Annotated in this window: 18 protein-coding genes; 11 read left to right on the forward strand and 7 right to left on the reverse strand. The window is 65.4% G+C overall.

All coding sequences use genetic code 11. The features are described 5' to 3' along the window. Positions 1-169: 169 nt before the first annotated feature. Together FHX40_RS24000 and FHX40_RS24005 are read left to right on the forward strand one after the other, a co-directional pair. A complete protein-coding gene (locus tag FHX40_RS24000) occupies positions 170-1156 on the forward strand; it encodes a sigma-70 family RNA polymerase sigma factor (protein WP_142262232.1) in 987 nt (328 codons plus the stop codon). Positions 1157-1464: 308 nt separating this feature from the next. Further along, positions 1465-1917 carry an ArsI/CadI family heavy metal resistance metalloenzyme gene (locus FHX40_RS24005; protein WP_142262233.1) on the forward strand — a complete coding sequence of 151 codons (453 nt, stop codon included), beginning with the start codon at positions 1465-1467 and terminating at the stop codon, positions 1915-1917. 40 nt (positions 1918-1957) lie between these two features. Here FHX40_RS24005 and FHX40_RS24010 read toward each other — a convergent pair whose 3' ends face one another. Continuing rightward, positions 1958-3001 (reverse strand): glycoside hydrolase family 113 protein, encoded by a 1044-nt coding sequence (locus FHX40_RS24010; protein WP_142262234.1) that lies wholly within the window; start codon positions 2999-3001, stop codon positions 1958-1960. Positions 3002-3119: 118 nt separating this feature from the next. Here FHX40_RS24010 and FHX40_RS24015 point away from each other — a divergent pair, with 118 nt between their 5' ends. The 3 genes from FHX40_RS24015 to trpS all read left to right on the forward strand — a co-directional run bounded on the left by FHX40_RS24015 (position 3120) and on the right by trpS (position 6251). Beyond that, the gene (locus tag FHX40_RS24015) at positions 3120-3740 is read left to right on the forward strand and encodes a TetR/AcrR family transcriptional regulator (protein ID WP_142262235.1); all 621 of its coding nucleotides are present in this window, start codon (positions 3120-3122) and stop codon (positions 3738-3740) included. A 296-nt stretch (positions 3741-4036) separates the two neighbouring features. Next, positions 4037-5062, forward strand: coding sequence for a TerC/Alx family metal homeostasis membrane protein (locus tag FHX40_RS24020; RefSeq protein ID WP_142262236.1), 1026 nt, complete (start codon positions 4037-4039; stop codon positions 5060-5062). A 208-nt stretch (positions 5063-5270) separates the two neighbouring features. Further along, positions 5271-6251, forward strand: a complete 981-nt coding sequence (gene trpS / locus FHX40_RS24025) for a tryptophan--tRNA ligase (RefSeq protein ID WP_142262237.1) — start codon at positions 5271-5273, stop codon at positions 6249-6251. A gap of 266 nt (positions 6252-6517) precedes the next feature. Here trpS and FHX40_RS24030 read toward each other — a convergent pair whose 3' ends face one another. Beyond that, positions 6518-6796, reverse strand: coding sequence for a hypothetical protein (locus FHX40_RS24030; protein ID WP_142262238.1), 279 nt, complete (start codon positions 6794-6796; stop codon positions 6518-6520). 653 nt (positions 6797-7449) lie between these two features. Between FHX40_RS24030 and FHX40_RS24035 the strand changes: the two genes are divergently transcribed. Further along, positions 7450-8853, forward strand: a complete 1404-nt coding sequence (locus FHX40_RS24035; protein ID WP_142262239.1) for a flavin monoamine oxidase family protein — start codon at positions 7450-7452, stop codon at positions 8851-8853. A 186-nt stretch (positions 8854-9039) separates the two neighbouring features. On the opposite strand, the gene FHX40_RS25325 is transcribed toward FHX40_RS24035, so the two are convergent. After that, a complete protein-coding gene (locus FHX40_RS25325) occupies positions 9040-9258 on the reverse strand; it encodes a GntR family transcriptional regulator (protein WP_170198982.1) in 219 nt (72 codons plus the stop codon). Positions 9259-9456: 198 nt separating this feature from the next. Further along, the gene (locus FHX40_RS24045) at positions 9457-10245 is read right to left on the reverse strand and encodes a hypothetical protein (protein ID WP_142262241.1); all 789 of its coding nucleotides are present in this window, start codon (positions 10243-10245) and stop codon (positions 9457-9459) included. A gap of 404 nt (positions 10246-10649) precedes the next feature. On the opposite strand from FHX40_RS24045, the gene FHX40_RS26335 reads away from it, so the two are divergent. Continuing rightward, entirely contained in the window at positions 10650-11096 is a 447-nt protein-coding gene (locus FHX40_RS26335) for an HYD1 signature containing ADP-ribosyltransferase family protein (protein WP_373286885.1), read from the forward strand. Continuing rightward, positions 11065-11352: a DUF6881 domain-containing protein gene (locus FHX40_RS26340; protein ID WP_142262243.1), complete on the forward strand. Its 288-nt coding sequence runs from the start codon at positions 11065-11067 to the stop codon at positions 11350-11352. Before FHX40_RS26335 ends, FHX40_RS26340 begins: the two co-directional genes overlap by 32 nt. A gap of 174 nt (positions 11353-11526) precedes the next feature. Here the strand turns inward: FHX40_RS26340 and FHX40_RS24060 are convergent, their stop codons facing one another. Together FHX40_RS24060 and FHX40_RS24065 are read right to left on the reverse strand one after the other, a co-directional pair. Next, a complete protein-coding gene (locus FHX40_RS24060; RefSeq protein WP_229788443.1) occupies positions 11527-13380 on the reverse strand; it encodes a DEAD/DEAH box helicase in 1854 nt (617 codons plus the stop codon). After that, positions 13350-14756 (reverse strand): ParB N-terminal domain-containing protein, encoded by a 1407-nt coding sequence (locus FHX40_RS24065; protein WP_142262244.1) that lies wholly within the window; start codon positions 14754-14756, stop codon positions 13350-13352. Before FHX40_RS24065 ends, FHX40_RS24060 begins: the two co-directional genes overlap by 31 nt. Positions 14757-14889: 133 nt before the next feature. On the opposite strand from FHX40_RS24065, the gene FHX40_RS24070 reads away from it, so the two are divergent. Beyond that, positions 14890-15579, forward strand: coding sequence for an RNA-binding protein (locus FHX40_RS24070; protein ID WP_244941619.1), 690 nt, complete (start codon positions 14890-14892; stop codon positions 15577-15579). A 414-nt stretch (positions 15580-15993) separates the two neighbouring features. Here FHX40_RS24070 and FHX40_RS24075 read toward each other — a convergent pair whose 3' ends face one another. Further along, the gene (locus FHX40_RS24075) at positions 15994-16491 is read right to left on the reverse strand and encodes a very short patch repair endonuclease (RefSeq protein ID WP_229788441.1); all 498 of its coding nucleotides are present in this window, start codon (positions 16489-16491) and stop codon (positions 15994-15996) included. Positions 16492-16682: 191 nt separating this feature from the next. Here FHX40_RS24075 and dcm point away from each other — a divergent pair, with 191 nt between their 5' ends. Both dcm and FHX40_RS24085 read left to right on the forward strand, forming a co-directional pair. Beyond that, the gene (gene dcm / locus FHX40_RS24080) at positions 16683-18032 is read left to right on the forward strand and encodes a DNA (cytosine-5-)-methyltransferase (protein WP_229788438.1); all 1350 of its coding nucleotides are present in this window, start codon (positions 16683-16685) and stop codon (positions 18030-18032) included. A gap of 67 nt (positions 18033-18099) precedes the next feature. After that, on the forward strand, positions 18100-18846 hold the full coding sequence (locus FHX40_RS24085) for an NgoMIV family type II restriction endonuclease (RefSeq protein ID WP_142262247.1): 747 nt from the start codon (positions 18100-18102) through the stop codon (positions 18844-18846). Positions 18847-18932 lie beyond the last annotated feature (86 nt).

Consider the following 18932-nt stretch of genomic DNA (forward strand, 5'->3'; position numbering starts at 1 on the left):
CGCCGTCGCCTCGGCCACCCGGCGGCGTGCCGTACCGGCGACCGTGGCCGGGGCGTGACGGGTGCGCGGGTTCGCCGCGGATTTTGTCGGTGGCCGCGTGTCTACTTGGGGGTGTGACCACGCACCGCCCGGGCACGTGACCTCGGCGCGGCGGAGGAGAGGCGGCACCATGACCACGACGACCCAGGCCCAGGACGAGTTCCTGCGTCAGGCCGACCCCTACCGGCGCGAGCTCACCGCGCACTGCTACCGGATGCTCGGCTCGATCCACGACGCCGAGGACCTGGTGCAGGAGACCTACCTGCGCGCCTGGCGCTCCTACCACACCTTCGAGGGCCGGTCCTCGCTGCGCTCCTGGCTGTACCGGATCGCCACCAACGTCTGCCTCACCGCCCTGGAGGGCCGCGGCCGGCGGCCGTTGCCCAGCGGGCTCGGCACCGCGAGCGCCGACCCCGAGGCCCCGCTGACCGAACGGCCCGAGGTGCCGTGGCTGGAGCCCGCCCCGGACGCGATGACCGGCGCCTCCCACGCCGACCCCGCCCAGATCGTCACCTCCCGGGAGAGCGTGCGCCTCGCGCTCATCGCCGCGCTGCAGCACCTGCCGCCCCGCCAGCGCGCCGTACTGATCCTGCGCGACGTGCTGAAGTGGCGCGCCGCCGAGGTCGCCGAGCTGCTCGACGTCTCCACCGCCGCGGTCAACAGCATGCTGCAGCGCGCCCGCGCCCAGCTCGCCACGGTCGCCCCGGCCGAGGACGAGGTGGCCGAGCCCGCCACGCGGCACCAGCGCGACCTGCTCCGGCGGTACGTCGAGGCGTTCGAGCGGTACGACGTCAAGGCGATCGTCTCCCTGTTCACCGCGGACGCGGTCTGGGAGATGCCGCCGTTCCCTACCTGGTACCAGGGCCCTGACGACATCGGGCGGCTGATCTCGGCCCAGTGCCCGGCGCAGCGCCCCGGCGACCTGCGCCTGCTCCCGGTCGAGGCGAACGGCCGGCCCGCGTTCGCCATGTACCTGCGGCAGGACGGCGTGTACCACGCCTTCGCCATCAACGTGGTCACCCTCACCTCGGCGGGCGTGAAGCACGGGACGATGTTCTTCGACCGCTCGCTCTTCCCCCTCTTCGGCATGCCGGACACCCTGCCGCTGGCCGCCTGACCTTTCCCGCCTCCACCCTCGGCGCGGCCGCGCGGTCGTTGCCCGGCAGGCGGGTGACGCGGTGGCCGCCGATGATCTCACCCCGACCACTTGCGCGGCGGCGGGAGCCCGGTGGGCGGCGCGAGCGCGGCCTCGGTGCCGGTGACCGGCACGCGGTCCGGCGGTACGGCACCGGGGGCAGATCCCTGAGCCCGGCCGCGAGCCGTGGCGAACGTCTCCGGTCCTGCGTCCTGCTTGTATTGACGTTCATCTAATCAACGTGAAAGGATCTGTTTAGATGATCGTCTAAGTATGAAAGGGGGACCGCCATGTCCCGGATCCAGCTCGCCCTGCGGGTCGCCGACCTCGACGGCTCGATCGCGTTCTACTCCGCGCTGTTCGGTACCGCCCCGGCGAAGCGGCGGCCGGGGTACGCGAACTTCGCCATCGCCGAGCCGCCGCTCAAGCTCGTGCTCATCGAGGGCGAGCCCGGCGAACCGACGCGGCTCGACCACCTCGGCATCGAGGTCGGCTCCACCGAGGAGGTCGCCGCCGCCACCGAGCGGCTGAAGGAGGCGGGCCTCGCCACCGTGGAGGAGCGGGACACCACGTGCTGCTACGCCGTCCAGGACAAGGTCTGGGTGCACGGGCCCGGCCGCGAGCCCTGGGAGGTGTACGTGGTGAAGGCCGACGCGGACACCATGGGGCCGGTCAAGGACCCGGCGCCGCGCGGCGAGGAGTGTTGCGCCGAGCCGGCCGGCCGTACCGGGGCGGACGCGTAGGCCGCGGCACCGCCGGTGTGGCCGCGGTCTTCGCCCGGGATCAGTTGCGGTAGCACTCCGCGAGGGCGGCGAACGCGGCCTTGGGCTCCCAGGGCAGGCCGGGGTACGTGGCGCCGTCGCGGCCCTCCAGCACCTTCACCACGCCCCGGCCGGCGAGGTCGAAATCCTCGCGCGGATCGGCGCGGTGGGGGAGGTCGTAGCGGGCGAAGGTGTACCAGAAGGCGCTGTCGACGCCCTCCGCATCCAGGATGTCGAGGAGTTCGCGCAGGTAGGCGGCCTGCTCCTGCTCGTCGCGCAGGTGCTCGCCGCGGATCGCAGCCGGGGTGCCGTCGGCGCGCCATTCGATGATCGAGTCCGAGCCCTCGCCCATGTCCGCCGCGCCGCGGAAGGTGGCGCAGCCGAACTCGGTGACCGCCACCGGCTTGCCCAGCGCCCGGCCCTGCGCGACGAACGCCCGCACGGTGTCGCGGTAGGTGGGCGCGGTCGCCGCCGAGCGGTACCCCGCGTCGGTGGCGATGACGTCGAACGGGGTCCAGTCGACCCGCTCCACCGGCAGCGAGCAGTAGGTGACGCGGCCGCCGAACCGTTCGCGCACCGCGGCCACGGCCGTGCCGAGGAAGGCGTTCACCCGGCCGGGCAGCGCGGGCAGCGCCTCGCGCAGCCGCTCCGGCCGGGTGAGCAGGGCGAGCCGCTCGGCGGCCGTCTCCCCGGGCAGGAAGCCGTCGGTGAACAGGCTGATCTCCGATCCGGTGGCCACCACGACCTCGGCCCCGTCGCGACGCAGCCGCTCGCCGTGGTCGGCGCAGCGCACGATCACGTCGAGCAGCTCGTCGGCCGTGATGTCGCAGGTGAAGGGAGCGATCCACACCTCCAGGCCGGCCGCGGCGGCGTGGGTGGCGGCGACGGCGAGCCGTTCGGGATCCCCGCCCGTGATCCGCACCGCGGTGCAGTGCAGGTCCTCGCGGATGACCCGCATCTCGCGCGCCACCACGTCCGGGTCGAACGGCTCCCGGCTGCTCCGCCCGGCGGCCCGAGCGGCCGCGGTGGCGAACCCGACGTCGTAGTTGATGCCTCTGCCGCGCATCGCCGACGCTGCGTCCTCCTGCCATCGATAGGGTACTTACAGTACCTTAACTTCGCAGAGGTCGCTGAGTAAGCCGGGTGTGAACAAGGTACGCTCAGTTCCTGTTTGGGGAGGGAAAGTGGCCGGTGAACCCGACGGCGGCCGGGCGTCCGCCGCGACCAGGCGGCGCGGAACCGTACTCGAGCAGGCGATCCTCGACGCCGCGGCCGAGGAGCTGAAGGAGTCCGGGTACTCGGGGCTGACCATGGACCGGGTCGCCCGGCGCGCCGGCACCAACAAGAACGCGATCTACCGCCGCTGGCCGAGCCGGGCCGCGCTCGCCGTCGCCGCGTACGGCCGGATGACCGTCACCGAGGCGCGCGTGCCCGACACCGGCGAGCTGCGCGGCGACGCGCTGGAGCTACTCCGCGCCGCCAACCGCCACCTGTCCTCGCCCCTCGGCCGGATCCTGCTCGACCTGCTGGCGAGCGCCCGGGACGACCCGGACCTCCTCGCCGAGATCCAGGCCCGGACCGGCGGGGACGGCCTGACCGGCATGTGGCTGACCGTGCTCGGCCGTGCCGTGGCCCGCGGCGAGGCGGCCCCCGAGGCCCTGCACCCCCGCGTCGCCACGGTGCCGATCGCGCTGCTGCGCAACGAGTTGCTCACCCGCGGCGTCACCGGCGTGCCCGACGAGGTCCTGGTCGAGATCATCGACGAGGTCTACCTGCCGCTCGTCCGCGGCCGCGGACCCCGCTGACCGGCGGGCCGTACCTCACGATCCCCCGGTACGGCAGGGCGTTGAGCGGCGGTATCCCGGGTAGACCTCCGGGTACCGCGCGGGCGGGCACCGGGCAATCGCCATGCAATGACGCAAACCGGTCAATATCGGAACGTCGGTGGTGGAGTAAGCCGGGTTTGCCCTAGCCTGAGTGGCGAGGGGAGTACTTCCCAAGCGTCGACCCGGTCAGTACGAACCGTGGAGTTCTCGGGCGGCCGCCTGCGATCGCAGGTGAAGGAGACCTCGAACCGCGTAACAGCGTTCGAGGAGGTTGCATGCCCCTGATCACCGGACCGGTGACGGCGGCCCCACTGGAGACCATCGCCTCGCCCCTGCTCTGGGCGATCTCCGTCGCCGGTCTGCTGGTGCTGCTGGCTCTCGACTTCGCCATCACCCGCCGTCCGCACGAGGTCCGGATGCGTGAGGCGGTCGGATGGACCATCTTCTACCTCGCGCTTCCCCTGCTCTTCGGCGTGTACGTGTGGCTGGACCACGGCACGCAGCCGGCCGTGGAGTTCCTCACCGGCTACGTGGTGGAGAAGTCGCTCTCGGTCGACAACCTCTTCGTCTTCATGCTGCTGCTGTCGGCGTTCGCCGTTCCCCGCGAGCTCGCCCAGCGGGTGCTGCTGTACGGCATCGTCGGCGCGCTCGTGCTACGCGCGATCTTCATCGCCCTCGGGGCGGCCGCGCTCGCCAGCGGCACCTGGGCGTTCCTGCTGTTCGGCGGCATCCTCCTGGTCACCGCGGTCAAGATCCTGCGGGACGCGATCCGCGGCCAGGAGCACGAGGTCGACATCTCCCACATGCGCACGATCCGGCTGGCCCGCCGGTTCATGCCGGTCACCGACGGCTACCGCGGCACCCACATGATCGTCCGCGAGGGCGGGCGGCGCGCCCTCACCCCGCTCGCGCTCGCCATCGTGGCCGTGTTCGCCACCGACATCGTGTTCGCGGTCGACTCGGTCCCCGCGGTGTACGGCGTGACCTCCGACCCGTTCCTGGTCTTCGCCACGAACGCGTTCGCCCTGCTCGGCCTGCGGGCGCTCTACTTCGTGCTGGCCCACGCGCTGGAGAAGCTGCGCCACCTCAACCACGGGCTCGGCATCATCCTCGCCTTCATCGGCGTGAAGCTCGTCCTGCACTGGGCGCACACCGTGTGGCCGGCCGTACCGGAGGTCCCCACCCTCGCCTCGCTCGGCGTCATCGTCGTGGTCCTGCTCACGGTGACGCTCACCAGCGTGCGCGCCAACCGCCGCGACGAGCGGCTCGCCGCCCAGGCCGAGCCCCCGGGCAAGGACTGACCGGCGTACCCGTCCCGGCTGGAGTGGTACCGTGAAGGTGTGCGGATGATCACGATGTTCCTCGGCTGGTGGCGCCCCTGACGGGGCGGCACGGCTCATCCGCGCACAGCATTGATCAAGCGGCCGCCCGAGACGGGCGGCCTCGTCGTATCCGTGGCGTTCCGGCGGCCCCGATCGGGCGGTCCCCGTCCGAGAGGGAGCGATACCGATGCCACGACGCCTCACCGGCTTCACCCCGTCCGGCGACCTGCACATCGGCAACTACTTCGGGGCGATCGCCCCGATCGTCGCCCGGCAGCAGGCCGCCGACACCGTGGCCTTCATCTCCGACCTGCACGCGCTCACCCTGGAACACGACCCGGCCGAGGTGCACCGCCGTACCCTCGAGTTCGCCACCCTGCTGCTCGCGGCCGGTGCCGACCCCGACGCCTGCCTGCTCATGGTCCAGTCGCACGTGCCCGAGCACACCGAGCTGCACTACCTGCTCGAGTGCGTCGCCGGGTACGGCGAGGCGAGCCGGATGATCCAGTTCAAGGAGAAGTCCCGCCGCCAGGAACGCGTCCGCGTCTCCCTGCTGACCTACCCGATCCTCATGGCCGCCGACATCCTGCTCTACGACACCGACGAGGTCCCGGTCGGCGAGGACCAGCGCCAGCACGTCGAACTCGCCCGCGACCTCGCCCAGCGGTTCAACTCCCGCTACGCCCCGATCTTCACCGTCCCCACCGCGGTCAACCCGCCGGTGGCCGCCCGCATCATGGACCTCGCCAACCCGTCCGACAAGATGAGCAAGTCCGCCCCCAGCCCCGCGGGCGTCCTCCGCCTCCTCGACCCACCCGAGGTCCTCCGCCGCAAGATCATGCGCGCCGTCACCGACCCCGGCACCACGGTCGCCTACAACCCCGAGGCCCAGCCCGGCGTCTCGAACCTGCTCGCCATCCTCTCCGCCTGCACCGGCACCGCCCCGCACGAGCTGGCCAAGAACTTCGACCGGTACGGCGAGCTCAAGCAGGCCGTCGCCGACGCCGTCGTGGCCACCGTCACCCCCATCCAGCAGCGCTACCACGACCTGTCCCGCCACCCCGAACACGTCCGCGCCATCCTGCACACCGGCGCCAAACGCGCCCGCGACCTCGCCGCCCCCAAGGTCCTCGCCGCCAAGCAGGCCGTCGGCCTCGTGCCCGCTTGAAGGCCGCCCTCGGCGACGAAGCCTGGCCGCCCACCGCCCGCCCGGCGGCGAAAAGGGCGGCCGGGCCATCGGCCGACGCATGTCCGATGCGCGCGCCCATCGGTGCCCGGCTACGCCGGCGAGGCCCGCCGTACCGGTGCCGATCGGGAGGCCTCGCGGTCACGAGCGGTCGGCCGGCCAGGCCACCACCTCGCCCTCTCCGCGGCGATGCCCGGCGAATGCACAGCGCACGCGGAGAGCGCGCGGAAGATCGATCAGGACGGAGGCTACAGCCCGTTGCGCCGCCGTTCGCGCTCCGCCAGATAGCGCCTCAGCCGCGCCTTGCGCCGCCTCTCCTCCTGCACCAACCTGTAAAGCGGATCCGAATGCGGAAGCCGCGTCACGGACACCCTTCGCTTCCGGGAAAGCAGCTTGTTGTAGTCGCGAATTCGCTCCGGAGTGAGGCCGTTTCCGCCCCACTTTCCCGAGAGCGGAGGGGGAACCGGCTCGACATCCGGCGCGGGCGGCGCGCTGAGATCCCGCGCATGGTTCAGGTCGTACCTCATACGGGCCAAGGCGACCTCCTGGCGAGTGTCCTTACCAGCCCATTCGCCTGGCCGCAAGGGGCGCCGCGCGGGCCGGATGTCGTTATCCAACCGGTTCCTCGCGCTTTTCGGAAGACCCTTTCAATGCCGACCGGTGCAAGCCCGCTGAACCCGTTCAGGGGCGGTGCGACGATGAACCCCGTCGACCACCGATCGGCCGGCCTTCGCCGCGGACCGTCACCGGCGGACACCGAAAACGGTCGCCCAGCGGCGGCACGGGTGGCGGCACGTGGGCACCGACCGCGAGTCGACGACGAATTCGAGTCGGGTGACCATGGCGGCGACAACCCGACAGAACAAGGTCAGCGCCATGGTGGTCGGTGGGAGCGCGCTGACCGAGTCCGTCATGTCACGGACCCGGTCGCGTTCCCGCCGGGGTGGCTCCGCGTCGCGGGTCCGTGACCCGACCCGACTCGACCAGGAGGACCCATGGCCGACCACTACGGCCCCGCCCGCCGAGGGACGCGACCGACGGCCCTCGCCACCGACGATCATCAAATCCGCTGCACGGCCCACGCCGCCGAGGCCGTACCCGACCGGTACCCGCACTTCCTCCGGAAGCGCCCCGACGAGCGGCCCGTCCCCGGCCCCGGCACCCGCGCAGGGGGTGCCCGATGACGCCCCGGCTCACCGCGTCCACGCCACGCGAGGCCGACGTCGTCGTGATCGGTGCCGGCCTGTCCGGCCTCGTCACCGCGAGACTCCTGCACCGTGCGGGCCTCCGCGTCCTCGTCCTGGAGGCCAAGAACCGGGTCGGCGGCCGCCTGCTCACCACGACCACGACCGCCGGCGTCGCCCTGGACGCCGGCGGTGCCTGGGTGGGACCCGGCCAGGACGCGGTCCTGGCCCTGCTCGACGAACTCGGCATCGCCCTCATCCCGCAGTACACCGCAGGCCACAACCTGCTGCGCATCGGCGGCCGCACCCACCGCTACCGCGGCGACCTCCCGCGGCTCGGCCCGGCCGCGCTGCTCGACCTCGCCCGCGCCCGCCGGGCCGTCGACCGCATGGCCCGCCGCCTCGGCCCACCCCCGTTGACCGGCCCCTACGCCGCCCGCCTCGACACCTGGACCGTGGCGGCCTGGCTCGACCGCCACGTGCACACCCGCGCCGCCCGCCTCATCCTGCAGGTCGCGACCGCGGCGAGCTTCGCCTGCCGTCCCGAAGAGCTGTCCCTCCTCGCCTTCGCCGCCCACGTCGGCGGCAACGGCGGCCTGTCCCGCCTGATCGGGGTACGCGACGGCGCCCTCGCCCACCGCATCGCCGGCGGCGCCGCCACCCTCACGGCCCGCCTGGCCAACGAGCTGACCGGCCGCATCCTGCTCGGCCACCCGGTCACCCGCATCACCCGCACCGCCGACCACGCCACCGTGACCGTGCCCGGCCGTACCCCCATCACGGCCCGTCGCGTCGTGATCGCCATGGACCCGGCCACCGCCCGCACCATCGCCCACGACCCGCCCCTGCCGCCCCCACGCGCCGACCTGCAGACCCGGTGGCAGACCGGCAGCGGCGTCAAAGCCCACCTCGTCTACCCCCGTCCGTGGTGGCGCGACCTCGGCCTCACCGGCGCCGCGGTCACCGACACCGGCACCGTCCGCCTCACCTTCGACGTCTCACCCCCGGGCGACGGCTCCGGCATCCTCCTCGTCCTGCTCGGCCTCCCCCTGATCGACGACCCCGCCCTCCTCCACCCCGACGCCCGGGACCGCCGCCGCCGAAAGATCGTCGACGACCTGACCGCCCTGTTCGGCCCGAAGGCCCGCGACCCCATCGAGTACCGTGAACAGGACTGGTCGGCCGAACCCTGGCAGACCGGCTGCCTCCCCCGCGTCCCCCCAGGCCTCCTCGGCACCCACCACGCCTGGCTCACCCGCCCGATCGGCCCCCTCCACTGGGCCGGCAGCGAGACCTCCTATCTCGGCGAAGGCCACATGGACGGCGCCGTCCGCTCCGCCCACCGCGCCGCCACCGAGGTCCTGGACTCCCTAGATTGCAAGGCCCACGGCGCTCTCTGAGACCCCTTCAGCTCGGGCCCGCGGCGAGTCTTCGTGACAGGCGTCGTTACTGTCGGAACAGGGGTAATGTCGAGTGCATAGAGATTTGAAGGTGGCCGCCCTGCAGGGCGGCCACCTTCGATAGCTACGATGCTGGTTGGTTGCTCACTGGGCACCCGTGGGCTCGTGCCCTTATCGGGTGCCCTTCTAGTTCTCGCTGACGCGCGGCGAGACGAAGGCGCCCATGCCCCGTTCCATATAGACGAGGCCCTCGTCCCGCAGGCGCCTGAGGACCTTCTGTGCCGTACCGCGCCCCACGCCGAACTTGCACACGATGTCCCTGATCAGCAGGGGGGTACCCGGCGGGTAGTGGCCGAGGAAGATACACCTCCTCAGCCGCTCAATGATCTGCCGCCACTTCGGCATGTCAGAGCGCCACCTGATCGGGCAACAGGTCAGGGCAGGCTTGCGGAGCGGGTCAGCGTACGTACATCCGGGAGCGTACGTACATCCGGGTACGCGCGCCCAGCGGTGGCCAGGCTCGCGCCGAGCCGATCCGCGGCGATCAGCTGCAGAGCAGCAGCACTTCCAGTTCATGTACTTCCTTTCTTTTATGCGTATTTCTCACTGCCGGCATGCCGACGTAGCTCGTGGCGGGCCGGAACGGGATGGAGTCCCCGTGCCGGTTCTGCCAGCAACTAGCCGGATAGAAGCGGCCAACTGCTCTTCGAAGCCCTTAAGTGAAGCGAGCGCCTTCTTTGACTCCTCATCTCCTCGGTCCGCGGCTACCTGCAGGAAAAGCTGAGCGAGGCTCAGATTCTGCTTGCGGAAGTATTCCAGTGCGTACCGCCGGGCTGCAGTGCAGCACTCCGGCAGGGACTCTGGTGGTGCGTAATCGGGGGAGCGGGCCTCCGCGCGCATCCTCCAGTAGCGAGCGTCATCGCTATCCCCTGCAAGCCTGTGCAGCAGTTCGAGTTTCGCCTCGGCCGACCCGTCGTTCAGATCCAGTTCGGCCAAGAGCTGCTCGCCCGCGCTGCCGAAGGCGAACTTGGTGTGCCTGTGCCGCGCGATGACAGGGTTGTCCCCGGGTATGCCGCTGCGCTTCGGCGCTCCGCTCGAGGCAGCGAGAACCTCATGGGCAAAGGCATATGCCCCGGCCAGGGCATCTTGGCATCGCTTCTCCGTCCAGTGAGAGCTTGCGGGATCGGTGACCCAGTCGCATGTAAGGCCCAGAACGATAAGCCTGTCTCGCTTTGGCCGCGCATTGGCGCTACGCAAGCGGGACAGCGTAGATTCTGTTAGGATGCTCTGACTGTCTATTTCAGGGCATAGCGTTTTGAACCGAGCGACAACCCTGACCGATTCCTGGGCCAGTTTGCGCGCAGTAACGCCTGTTGACTCGATCTGGGCCATGATCATTTTGGCCCACTCGGGTGGGTTATTGCACAACTTGAGTCCTTCGCGTCCCTTCTGTTGCTGTTGATGTTCTATCCCTTGTAGGGCATTCCGAGGTATCTGCGCAAGCGCTTCGTAGATTTTTCGCCTAAATGCACGGATGGGCAGGACCGTGCCGGAATGGGTAGATCAGGGCCGGAATGCCCGGAATTTCATTCGCTTGCAGCATCCGAGGGACCGGCTGGCGTACACAGTCACATCTATCGGCTTCCTTCGATCTCGTCGGCGAAGCGAGATGGATCTGCGCCAGCGAGGTAGCGCTTCTTTGCTCTACCGGCGGAGCATGTGGCGCAAGATTCCGCAATCTTCCAGTTCTGGTTGAACTGGTCAAAATGGGTCGGTAATGTGCTTTCCTGGTGGCCATGCGCAAGAGTCACCACGCCTACGAGCTGGGCGCCGGTAGGATCTCCGTGAGCCAGCGTCCGTCCAACGGCAACGGCAGCCGGATTCTGTGGCACTACACAAGGGAAGAGAATCTCGCGTCGATCTTGAAGACCCGCGAGCTGAGGCCTTCGTTGCGCTCGAGATGGTCCAGGGATGCCCGCTATGGCGATGGGCAGTACCTGACGGACATACCGCCGGGAACGATGCCCGGATCGCGGCTTGCCTTCTACCTTGTGCGTCGTCCCGAGGAAGCATGGCGCTTCACCCACTACCTTGGATTGGATGTGACCGGACTGGTTGTGGTCCGCTGCAGACGCCACGTGTACCGCATCCCCGGTCATGAACCGCTCGATCTGAAGGGCCGGATCGTAATGTGGGGGGTGAACAGATCTCGTGTGGTACCTCAAGGTAGCGTGGAGCCATAGCCATGCCGACGAGCCCATAGAGCTATACAGCGAGGTCGGCGACGATGGTTACGAGACTCGGAAAGTGCAGCTATTCCGTGATGGCCGGCTGGAGTGGGCAAACGCAGAAACGGAGACGGATCTGACCGGCTTGTCGGAATGCCCGGTGGGTTCAATAGAAGAGATTGACTCAACCCCCGAGCTGTCCGCCTCCACAATATCGAAAGAAGAGTTCGAGGATATTTGGCGCCAGGCTGGGGGTCCGACAGGAGAGTGAGTGTGAAGCCGTTGGCGCACACTTCTGGCTCCCCGGACCCCAGCCTGAAAACTCCTATTTGACTACGGAAAGCGCTTCCCTTTGTGCCGGCTGGCGTCTCACCCGAAGTAGATATAAGGCACGAGAGAAGCCGGCTTCCCTGGTCTGCGCTTTGCTGAGGCGAGCAGGTATATATCAAGCGCTGAGATGGCCGAGCAAAGCCTGGAGATCCTTCTCGTCGAGCCCGCCGCCCACGGCAGGCTCCTCATAGAGGTCTGCCAGTTCCCTCACCGTAGGGTCGTCGAGGATGCTTCCCATGAACTCCAGCTTGGCTGCTAGGCGCTGCTCCACTACTTCGTCTATCGTGCCGGCGCACGCCAGGATGGTGACGCGAGTTTCCGTATCCGGATCAAGCCCTAGACGGTGAATACGATCCAGGCTTTGCAGAAATCTGCCTGCCGCGAAGTCACGATCGATATAAACCGCGTCATGACATGTGTGATGCAGGCTGATCCCTTCTCCGAGGGTGGCAGGATTTGAAAGCAGAACCATGCAGTCCGGATCGTTTCTGAATCGCGAAATTTCTGCGTCGCGATCCTTCGTGCCGCTGTGAACTAGGGCTGGCCGGAATTGCTGGAGCAGCTTGGAAAGCGTGTTAAGGCTACGAACGAAGGTCGACCAGACCAGGGTCTTCCGCCCTTTAGAGGCATTGTCGGCAACGATGGCGACTGCCTCTCGATATTTAGGTGATAGCTCGTAGTCAGGCAAGTTCCGCATGAGCTCTGCCAGGTGCGAGTCCGGCGGAATTTCCAAGGGGGGCACCCGGTAGAGGAGCGGCTCATATGGAGTAGTGCCGGCAACGAGTAGTGCTGGCGATATAGCCGCCATTAGCATATAAAGAGAAATCTTTCCAAGTGCCATGAAGTCGCCCTCGTGGCCTTTGGCGCGTACCGAGAACTGTCCTCGCAAAGCGTCATAGATTTCCTGGTGCAACGGGGGCAGGTCGAGTGCGCGGATACGTGTCTTTACAGGGGGGAGGCCAAGTTCCTTCTTTGTTGTCCGAGTGAAAAGCGGACGCAATACACGGCTCGCTTTGACAAGGTCGCCACCACCGACGGCTTGTACTACTTTCTGACGCCCGATGCCCGGCCAGACAAAGGAAAATAGATTTTCTAGGTCCTTTGCTCCGTTAGGGGCAGGTGTACCTGTCAAGATCAGTCGGTGTCTGGCTCTGGGGCCGAGTGCAAAACAGGCAGATCCGTAAATCCCTTCGGCTCCCAGCTTCATCCGGTGAGCCTCGTCCAGAATAAGCATCGAAGGGCGGGCGGAGAGCCATTGTCCGAGGTAATTGGTTACGCCGTCATTGCGGAGGCGTTCATAGTTCACGAGGAACGATTCAGTGCTTGGGCTGTTATTTTTTCCGAAAACCTCCATGTGCAGGGGTTCGGCGAGGCAATGCTGGTTTTCAAAAGTCCATGATTCATATGCAGATTTCGGGCAGACTATTAACAGTCGCTCTATGCCCCTGCTGCGCAGAACATGGAAAACCGCAAGTGCTACTCGTGTCTTGCCGGCACCAGGAACGGAAAAGTTTGCCCCATGCTTGAGGGAAAGCAATCTAGCAATATCACGTAGCTGGAAAGGTGTGAGGGGAGCTTTCCAGCCTTCCCCGAGAAGATCTGGGACCTCCTCGGGCGCGACTTCAGCAGAAGGACCTATACCCTCGAGACGCGCAGCCATTAGCTGCGCGTCACGCGCGGTATCGGTGGCGAACCTAGCTAGGTGCTCGTCCCAGCGTACTGAATTATTTTCTGGCCATGACGCTAGGGCTGCCAGATTAAGCAGGAGGTCTTCGATGTCGACCTCTAGCTCGCCCGAGATGCGCATGACACCGGTCCGGAACCTCAGCGCAAGTCGTTTGAGATCCTCATGACAGTCGGGTCTTGCGCGCAGAACAGCCTTGGTCACGTCGCCGGCGAAGCTGATTGTTAGGCTCGGCGCCGATCCGCTATCAGGCACTAGCTTTCCCTCGTCGTCTCCAGCAGCCACTTAACTCCCTCTCCGGGCTCATGGGCAGATCGGCTTGCCTGACGAGCTAGGCGGGCAAGGCTCTCGCGCAGCTGGATGAGTGCTTCATCAAATGCTTCCTCGTCCAGTGCACGCTTCGCTTTAGCTTCGGCATATTCTGTTGCGCACTGCTTAATAAACTCAGCTGCCTCGGAGAGCCGTTCCTGAACGGCAACCTGGCGTTTCCTTAGCTGCGCGTTCTGTCCAGCAAGACGTACTGCTAGATCAAACGAGTCGCGCGCCTTCGTAATGAGTGCTGATGCGCTTTTTGCGTCGGCGGCGCTGGGATCTCTATTTATCGTTGCATAAGCCTTGAGGAGCTTGTCGGTGAGAGCTTTTTCTGCTTTTGCCCATGCTTTAGTATCGGGAACTGACACGCCCGGCAGGCCAGGGATTGCTACTGAGCCGACATCCTCCTGGTCAATGTCACGTAGCTCATCCGGAAGCCGCTCGTCGAGGTAGCGGCTGTGGAAGTCCTCCTCCGCATAACGAAGCGAAGTTTTGGGCAGGTTCAGGATGACCATTGCCAGCCGAGCTTCCTTAAGCCGCTCAGCTGCCTCCGGATCGGTAGCAGCCTTCTTCGCGTAATCGCGCTGGAGCTCCCTTAGCTTTTCCTGATGCTCTTCAAAGTCAACAAGCCTCAGCTGCGCCCCGTTTTCTGTGCGACTTCGCTCGATTGCCTCCCTGATAAGGGCGTAAACCCAACGATCTTGCCGAAGAGTCTTGACTCTAATGTTGAAGTCACGCGCGACCGCTTCTTCACTGCGACCATTCGCTAGTTGCTCTTCGATCGCAATAAGCCGATTGATGTACGAATACTCGCGACGCCTATCCCTGCGGAGCTGAAGTGCAAGTTCAACGCTCGTGATGTCCTGCAGTGTGGTATCAGAAGGGAGTACCCCGACGCGCATGTTAGGGATGCCCAGCTCTCGCAGAGCCACGCATCGGGTGTTGCCATCGACAATTATTCCATCCGGGCTAATTATGCCTGGCTCTCGCTGGCCAAATTCCTCCAGCTCCCTGACCAGCGCCAGATAATCGGGATCCGTGTGGTTAGGATTTGACGGCCTGCGGCGAAGGAGATCTGCAAGGTATGCTTGCGCTTCGTCGCTCCAGGGATCTTCCTCGAGAATCCTGTTGCGTTCAGGATCGAAGGTTCTCTGCGCCCGGATCCGGTGCGTATATGGGTTGTAATAGAGCATGTCGACGGGCATGGAAATGACATAGAGATGCCGCTGTTCGCCACGCCAGTCGACGGTGACCTTCGCGCCGTTTTCGATCTCAGCTTGCTTCAGGCGTTCCTCAACCACCTTTCGGATTTGCTCGGCCTGGGGAGGAACACCGGAACTCACAGCCATGACGCAGGTCTCCAAGTTGCACTGAGGGGGTATCACTCCGCACTCATGATAGATACGGAAGGCTACGGCCTAGCATGCTGCGGAAGCTAGGCCAGCAGCAGAGGTACCGGGAGTTAGGACGATGAGCCCTCGCGTGTGGAACGACCCTAAGTTGAAGGTTGGCTCGATGGTGAGAGCGGCCCTGTGGCTCGTTGAGGAGGTTGGCGAGGGCAACACCTTCACCAAGGAGCAGCTGCGGGAAGCCTTCCCGGGCGTGTCGCAGATCGACCGCCGGGTGCGGGACCTGCGCGACTACGGATGGGTGATCCTCACGAACGCTGAGGATGCCACGCTTGCTGCCGAGGAGCAGCGTTTGGTGAGGATTGGTGTGCCGGTCTGGGATCCGGCCGCACGCCGTGAGGCCGCTGCCAAGAAGCCGATCTCGGCCAAGGAGAAGCAGGAGATTCTCCAGCGAGACGACTATATGTGTGTCATCTGTGGCATCTCCGGCGGCGAGCCGTATCCCGAAGACTCGAACCAGACCGCGGTGCTCTCGGTCAGCCGTATGGAGGTAGTTCTTCCTGACGGCAGCAGGGAGACGATGCTCGCTACCCAATGCAAGCGGTGCCGGGCTGGGCAGCCTGGCGAGCCGGTGCGGATGGATGAGGTCCTCGCGGACATTCGAGCGCTGGAACCGCAAGATCTGCGTCGTCTCCACACCTGGATCACACGGGGGCGTCGAGGTTCCACGCCCCTTGAGCGTGCTTGGAGCGCGTACCGGCGACTGCCCCACGAAGCCCGGAGGGCGGTTCTCGAGGAGCTGGAGAAGTCGTTTGACCTCTGACACCCCGTCGGGATGGGGCCCAAGGGACGTGCCCAACTGGCCGGTCTGGTGTGGGAGCTTTGTGCTGCCGACGGTCAGCTCTTTGGCACTCGCTGCTGCTACGCAGTGTCGGCCAGGAGTAGCAGCCGAGGGCTCATAGCTAGTTGGTGCGTGCTGCCTTCGTGCAGTGATCCGCGGCTGGGGATGCCGGTCTCCCGCTGTCGGCCTGTGTGCTAGGAAGGGCTGGGCGGTACGGATCGTCCCAGTACGTGTGTCGCCTTCATGGACACTCTGTGCAATCAAGGGGCACGATGCGTCAAGCTGGCTGACCTGGTCTAGCGGTGCTCGTGGGGCATACTGGCCGGATGTATACGGTGCGTTACCGGGTTTTTGCCATCTGGCGGAGCGGGGCTCCTGGTCCCGCTTATGGGTTTGTCAGTCTTTCCCGCTAGTCTCGCTCGGGTGTTCGGTCTCGGGCTTCACTGCAGCAACGACGGCAGCTACTGCAGTGTCGAGGGCCTCATGTTCCCAGAGCCGGACTACTCGCCAGCCTGCAGCTTCGAGCGCGGCATTGACCCGGCGATCTCGCTCCATGTTCCTGCGGAGCTTGGGCGTCCAGTACCACTCGTTGGTGGTCGGCTGCCGTCCATGCTCTGGGCAGACGTGCCAGAAGCAGCCGTCGACGAAGACGGCAACCTTCTTGGCGGTGAAGACGATGTCTGGTCGGACCTTGATGTCCCCCAGGTCGAGCCGGAGGTCCTTGCGGTAGCGGAAGCCCATGCGATGGAGGGCCTTGCGCAGAGCGACCTCAGGCTTGGTGTCCGCGCGCCGGTTGGCCTGCATGTTGCGGGAGCGGCCCTCATTGAGCGGAGCGGGATAGATGCCGCGCTCGTGAGCCCGCTTCCTCGCCTGAGCTCTGTCGATCTCTCGCACACTCGTCCCAAGGGGCATACAGCTAACGGTCTTCTCCGCGAAGATACAGCTGCCCACTGGGTCACTGCTTCATCCGGAGTAGGAAAGGGGTCCTAGTGACCGGAGCGGAGTCCCGGGCTATCGCAGCCCGTCACGACGGGCAGTCCCCCGAACTGGAGACAGCAGTGTCTGAGCGCGGGTCGGAAGGTCCTGTGCAGCTAGAGCTGTCTATGGCGCCAGACGGCCAGGAACCGCTGAAGGTTGTCGAGATCTGTGCCGGCGCAGGCGGTCAAACACTCGGGCTAGAACGTGCCGGATTCCGGCATGTGCTTGCTATTGAGCTGGATGAACAAGCTGCTGCCACCCTGCGGCATAACCTCGTAAAAGTACTCGGGTACGACGAAAAGGAAGCAGAGGACACCGTACGAATCGGTGACGTTGCTGATCCAGAAGTATGGGATCCGGACGAGTACTGCGGCATCGATTTGCTCGCAGGAGGCGTGCCATGCCCGCCCTTCAGTATTGCAGGGAAACAGCTAGGGGCGACAGATGAGCGTGATCTGTTCGCATGGGCCGTGGAGCTGTGCGGCCGGGTTCAGCCAAAGGCGCTATTGCTGGAAAACGTAAAAGGGCTCAGTGGCAGCCGATTCACAGCATATCGGCAGCGGGTGCTCGATCGGCTGAGAGAGTACGGGTACATCACCGAGTGGAGACTGCTTCAGGCCGACGACTACGGGGTATCGCAACTTAGGCCACGATTTGTACTCGTCGCACTTAAGCCAGAGTATGCAGAATACTTTGAATGGCCAGCGAAGAATACAGAACGGCCTCCTACGGTAGGCGAGCTTCTCAAGGATCTTATGGCAGAGGGTGACTGGCCTCCGGAAAAGCTCGAAGAATGGGTGAGGAAAGCCAACAAGATTGCCCCAACCATCGTTGGAGGATCCAAGCGGCACGGAGGTGCGGACCTTGGTCCTACCCGAGCCAAGCTCGCCTGGGAGGCCATGGGAATCGACGCCAAGGGAGTTGCGGACGGCCCGCCAGGACCAGGCAATCCACGGGTTAAGGGCGCTAAGTATCCGATGCTCACGGTCGAAATGGTCGCCCGCATCCAAGGCTGGTATGGCGAGGAGTTCGGCCAGTGGGAGTTCCTCGGTGGTAAGACCTCGAGGTACCGGCAGATCGGAAACGCGTTCCCGCCGCCTGTAGCCAAAGCAATTGGTGTCTCAATTGCGAGGGCTCTGCGTAAGGAAGGAGTCCGAAAGATTCTGGTTGAAGATACCGATACCGTGCACGACCCTGTCTACAGGGTTCTGCGCGATTCGAGCAGGCCACTTACGGTCGACCAGATCGTTCAGCGGCTCGCGGAGACCAGGACGCCGATGGATCATCCGGACGTCGAGCGGCATCTCAACCACCTAAGCCGCGACTTCGAATTGAAAGAAGTCGCCAGATCTAACGGCGACGTCGCGTATGAACTTGGTGAGTTCAAGGCATTCCTTGGACAGGAGAATCACCGGCGTCATGACTTGTTCGCGAAGAACAGGTCCAAGATCAGTTGAGTACCGTCTGCTGTTAGCTCGTTCCTCGGCGATCAGCAGATAAGTATCGAGGCGCAGGGGGAGAGGTATGACCGCCAGTTTCGCCCGAGAGCTTCTAGGCTGGATTGAGAGTAAAGGCAAGTCGAAACTTGTGCCGAACTGTGCAGATACTGATAGTGATCAATCAGTCAGGTTGGCCAGCGAGATGCTCAATCAGCTCGAGGTTCCTGCGGGCGTCCCTAGCGCTGTCCCGAAAAACCCAGGACCGGCTCTGGAAACCAGAGTAGAAGACGATTTAGCTAAGCAGCTCGTCCAGCGTCAGCCTGATCGAGAATGGCAGGTGAGCCGTGGCCGGGTAGTTACAGACTTTCTGCAGTACCGGCACCTCGATGAGGTGGACACCCTCGTGAAGCGCGATCCAGCGCTTGCTGTTACTATTGGTCGCGATTATCTGATCAGGCCAGACGTTACGGTAGGCATCGCTAGTCCGGACGCGGGATTTCCGTTCCTGCATGCAGCTATTTCCTGCAAGTGGACCATCAGATCTGATCGTGTCCAGAATATTCGTCACGAATTTAACCAGCTGATTCGTCATAGGCGTGGGCGATTGCCTCATCTTGTCACGGTGACTGCGGAGCCGCTTCCGAGCCGTCTACAGGCCATCGCCCGGGGTACCGGCGAGGTTGATGCTGTCTATCACATTGCCTATGACGCACTCGCTGCCGCCGTTGAGAAGGTTGGGAACGCAACACAAAGAGCTGCATGGCACGAATGCACGCAGCAGCGTCGAGTGCTTAGTTATGAGCACCTTGTGTCAACACTTGTAACCTGGTAATCCGCCCATCTGCGCTCCTCGATTTACTCTCATACCGCTTGTCGGTGCGCCTGAGGCGGACTTATATGAGCTTGCGAGTGCAGCGC

Source organism: Thermopolyspora flexuosa, from assembly GCF_006716785.1.
Taxonomy (GTDB): Bacteria; Actinomycetota; Actinomycetes; order Streptosporangiales; family Streptosporangiaceae; genus Thermopolyspora; species Thermopolyspora flexuosa.

Coding starts and splice junctions, on each gene's coding strand:
- FHX40_RS24000 (WP_142262232.1), top strand. CDS start 170: ATGACCACGACGACCCAGGCCCAGGACGAGTTCCTGCGTCAGGCCGAC.
- FHX40_RS24005 (WP_142262233.1), top strand. CDS start 1,465: ATGTCCCGGATCCAGCTCGCCCTGCGGGTCGCCGACCTCGACGGCTCG.
- FHX40_RS24010 (WP_142262234.1), bottom strand. CDS start 3,001: ATGCGCGGCAGAGGCATCAACTACGACGTCGGGTTCGCCACCGCGGCC.
- FHX40_RS24020 (WP_142262236.1), top strand. CDS start 4,037: ATGCCCCTGATCACCGGACCGGTGACGGCGGCCCCACTGGAGACCATC.
- trpS (WP_142262237.1), top strand. CDS start 5,271: ATGCCACGACGCCTCACCGGCTTCACCCCGTCCGGCGACCTGCACATC.
- FHX40_RS24030 (WP_142262238.1), bottom strand. CDS start 6,796: ATGAGGTACGACCTGAACCATGCGCGGGATCTCAGCGCGCCGCCCGCG.
- FHX40_RS24035 (WP_142262239.1), top strand. CDS start 7,450: ATGACGCCCCGGCTCACCGCGTCCACGCCACGCGAGGCCGACGTCGTC.
- FHX40_RS25325 (WP_170198982.1), bottom strand. CDS start 9,258: ATGCCGAAGTGGCGGCAGATCATTGAGCGGCTGAGGAGGTGTATCTTC.
- FHX40_RS24045 (WP_142262241.1), bottom strand. CDS start 10,245: ATGGCCCAGATCGAGTCAACAGGCGTTACTGCGCGCAAACTGGCCCAG.
- FHX40_RS26335 (WP_373286885.1), top strand. CDS start 10,650: ATGCGCAAGAGTCACCACGCCTACGAGCTGGGCGCCGGTAGGATCTCC.
- FHX40_RS24065 (WP_142262244.1), bottom strand. CDS start 14,756: ATGGCTGTGAGTTCCGGTGTTCCTCCCCAGGCCGAGCAAATCCGAAAG.
- FHX40_RS24085 (WP_142262247.1), top strand. CDS start 18,100: ATGACCGCCAGTTTCGCCCGAGAGCTTCTAGGCTGGATTGAGAGTAAA.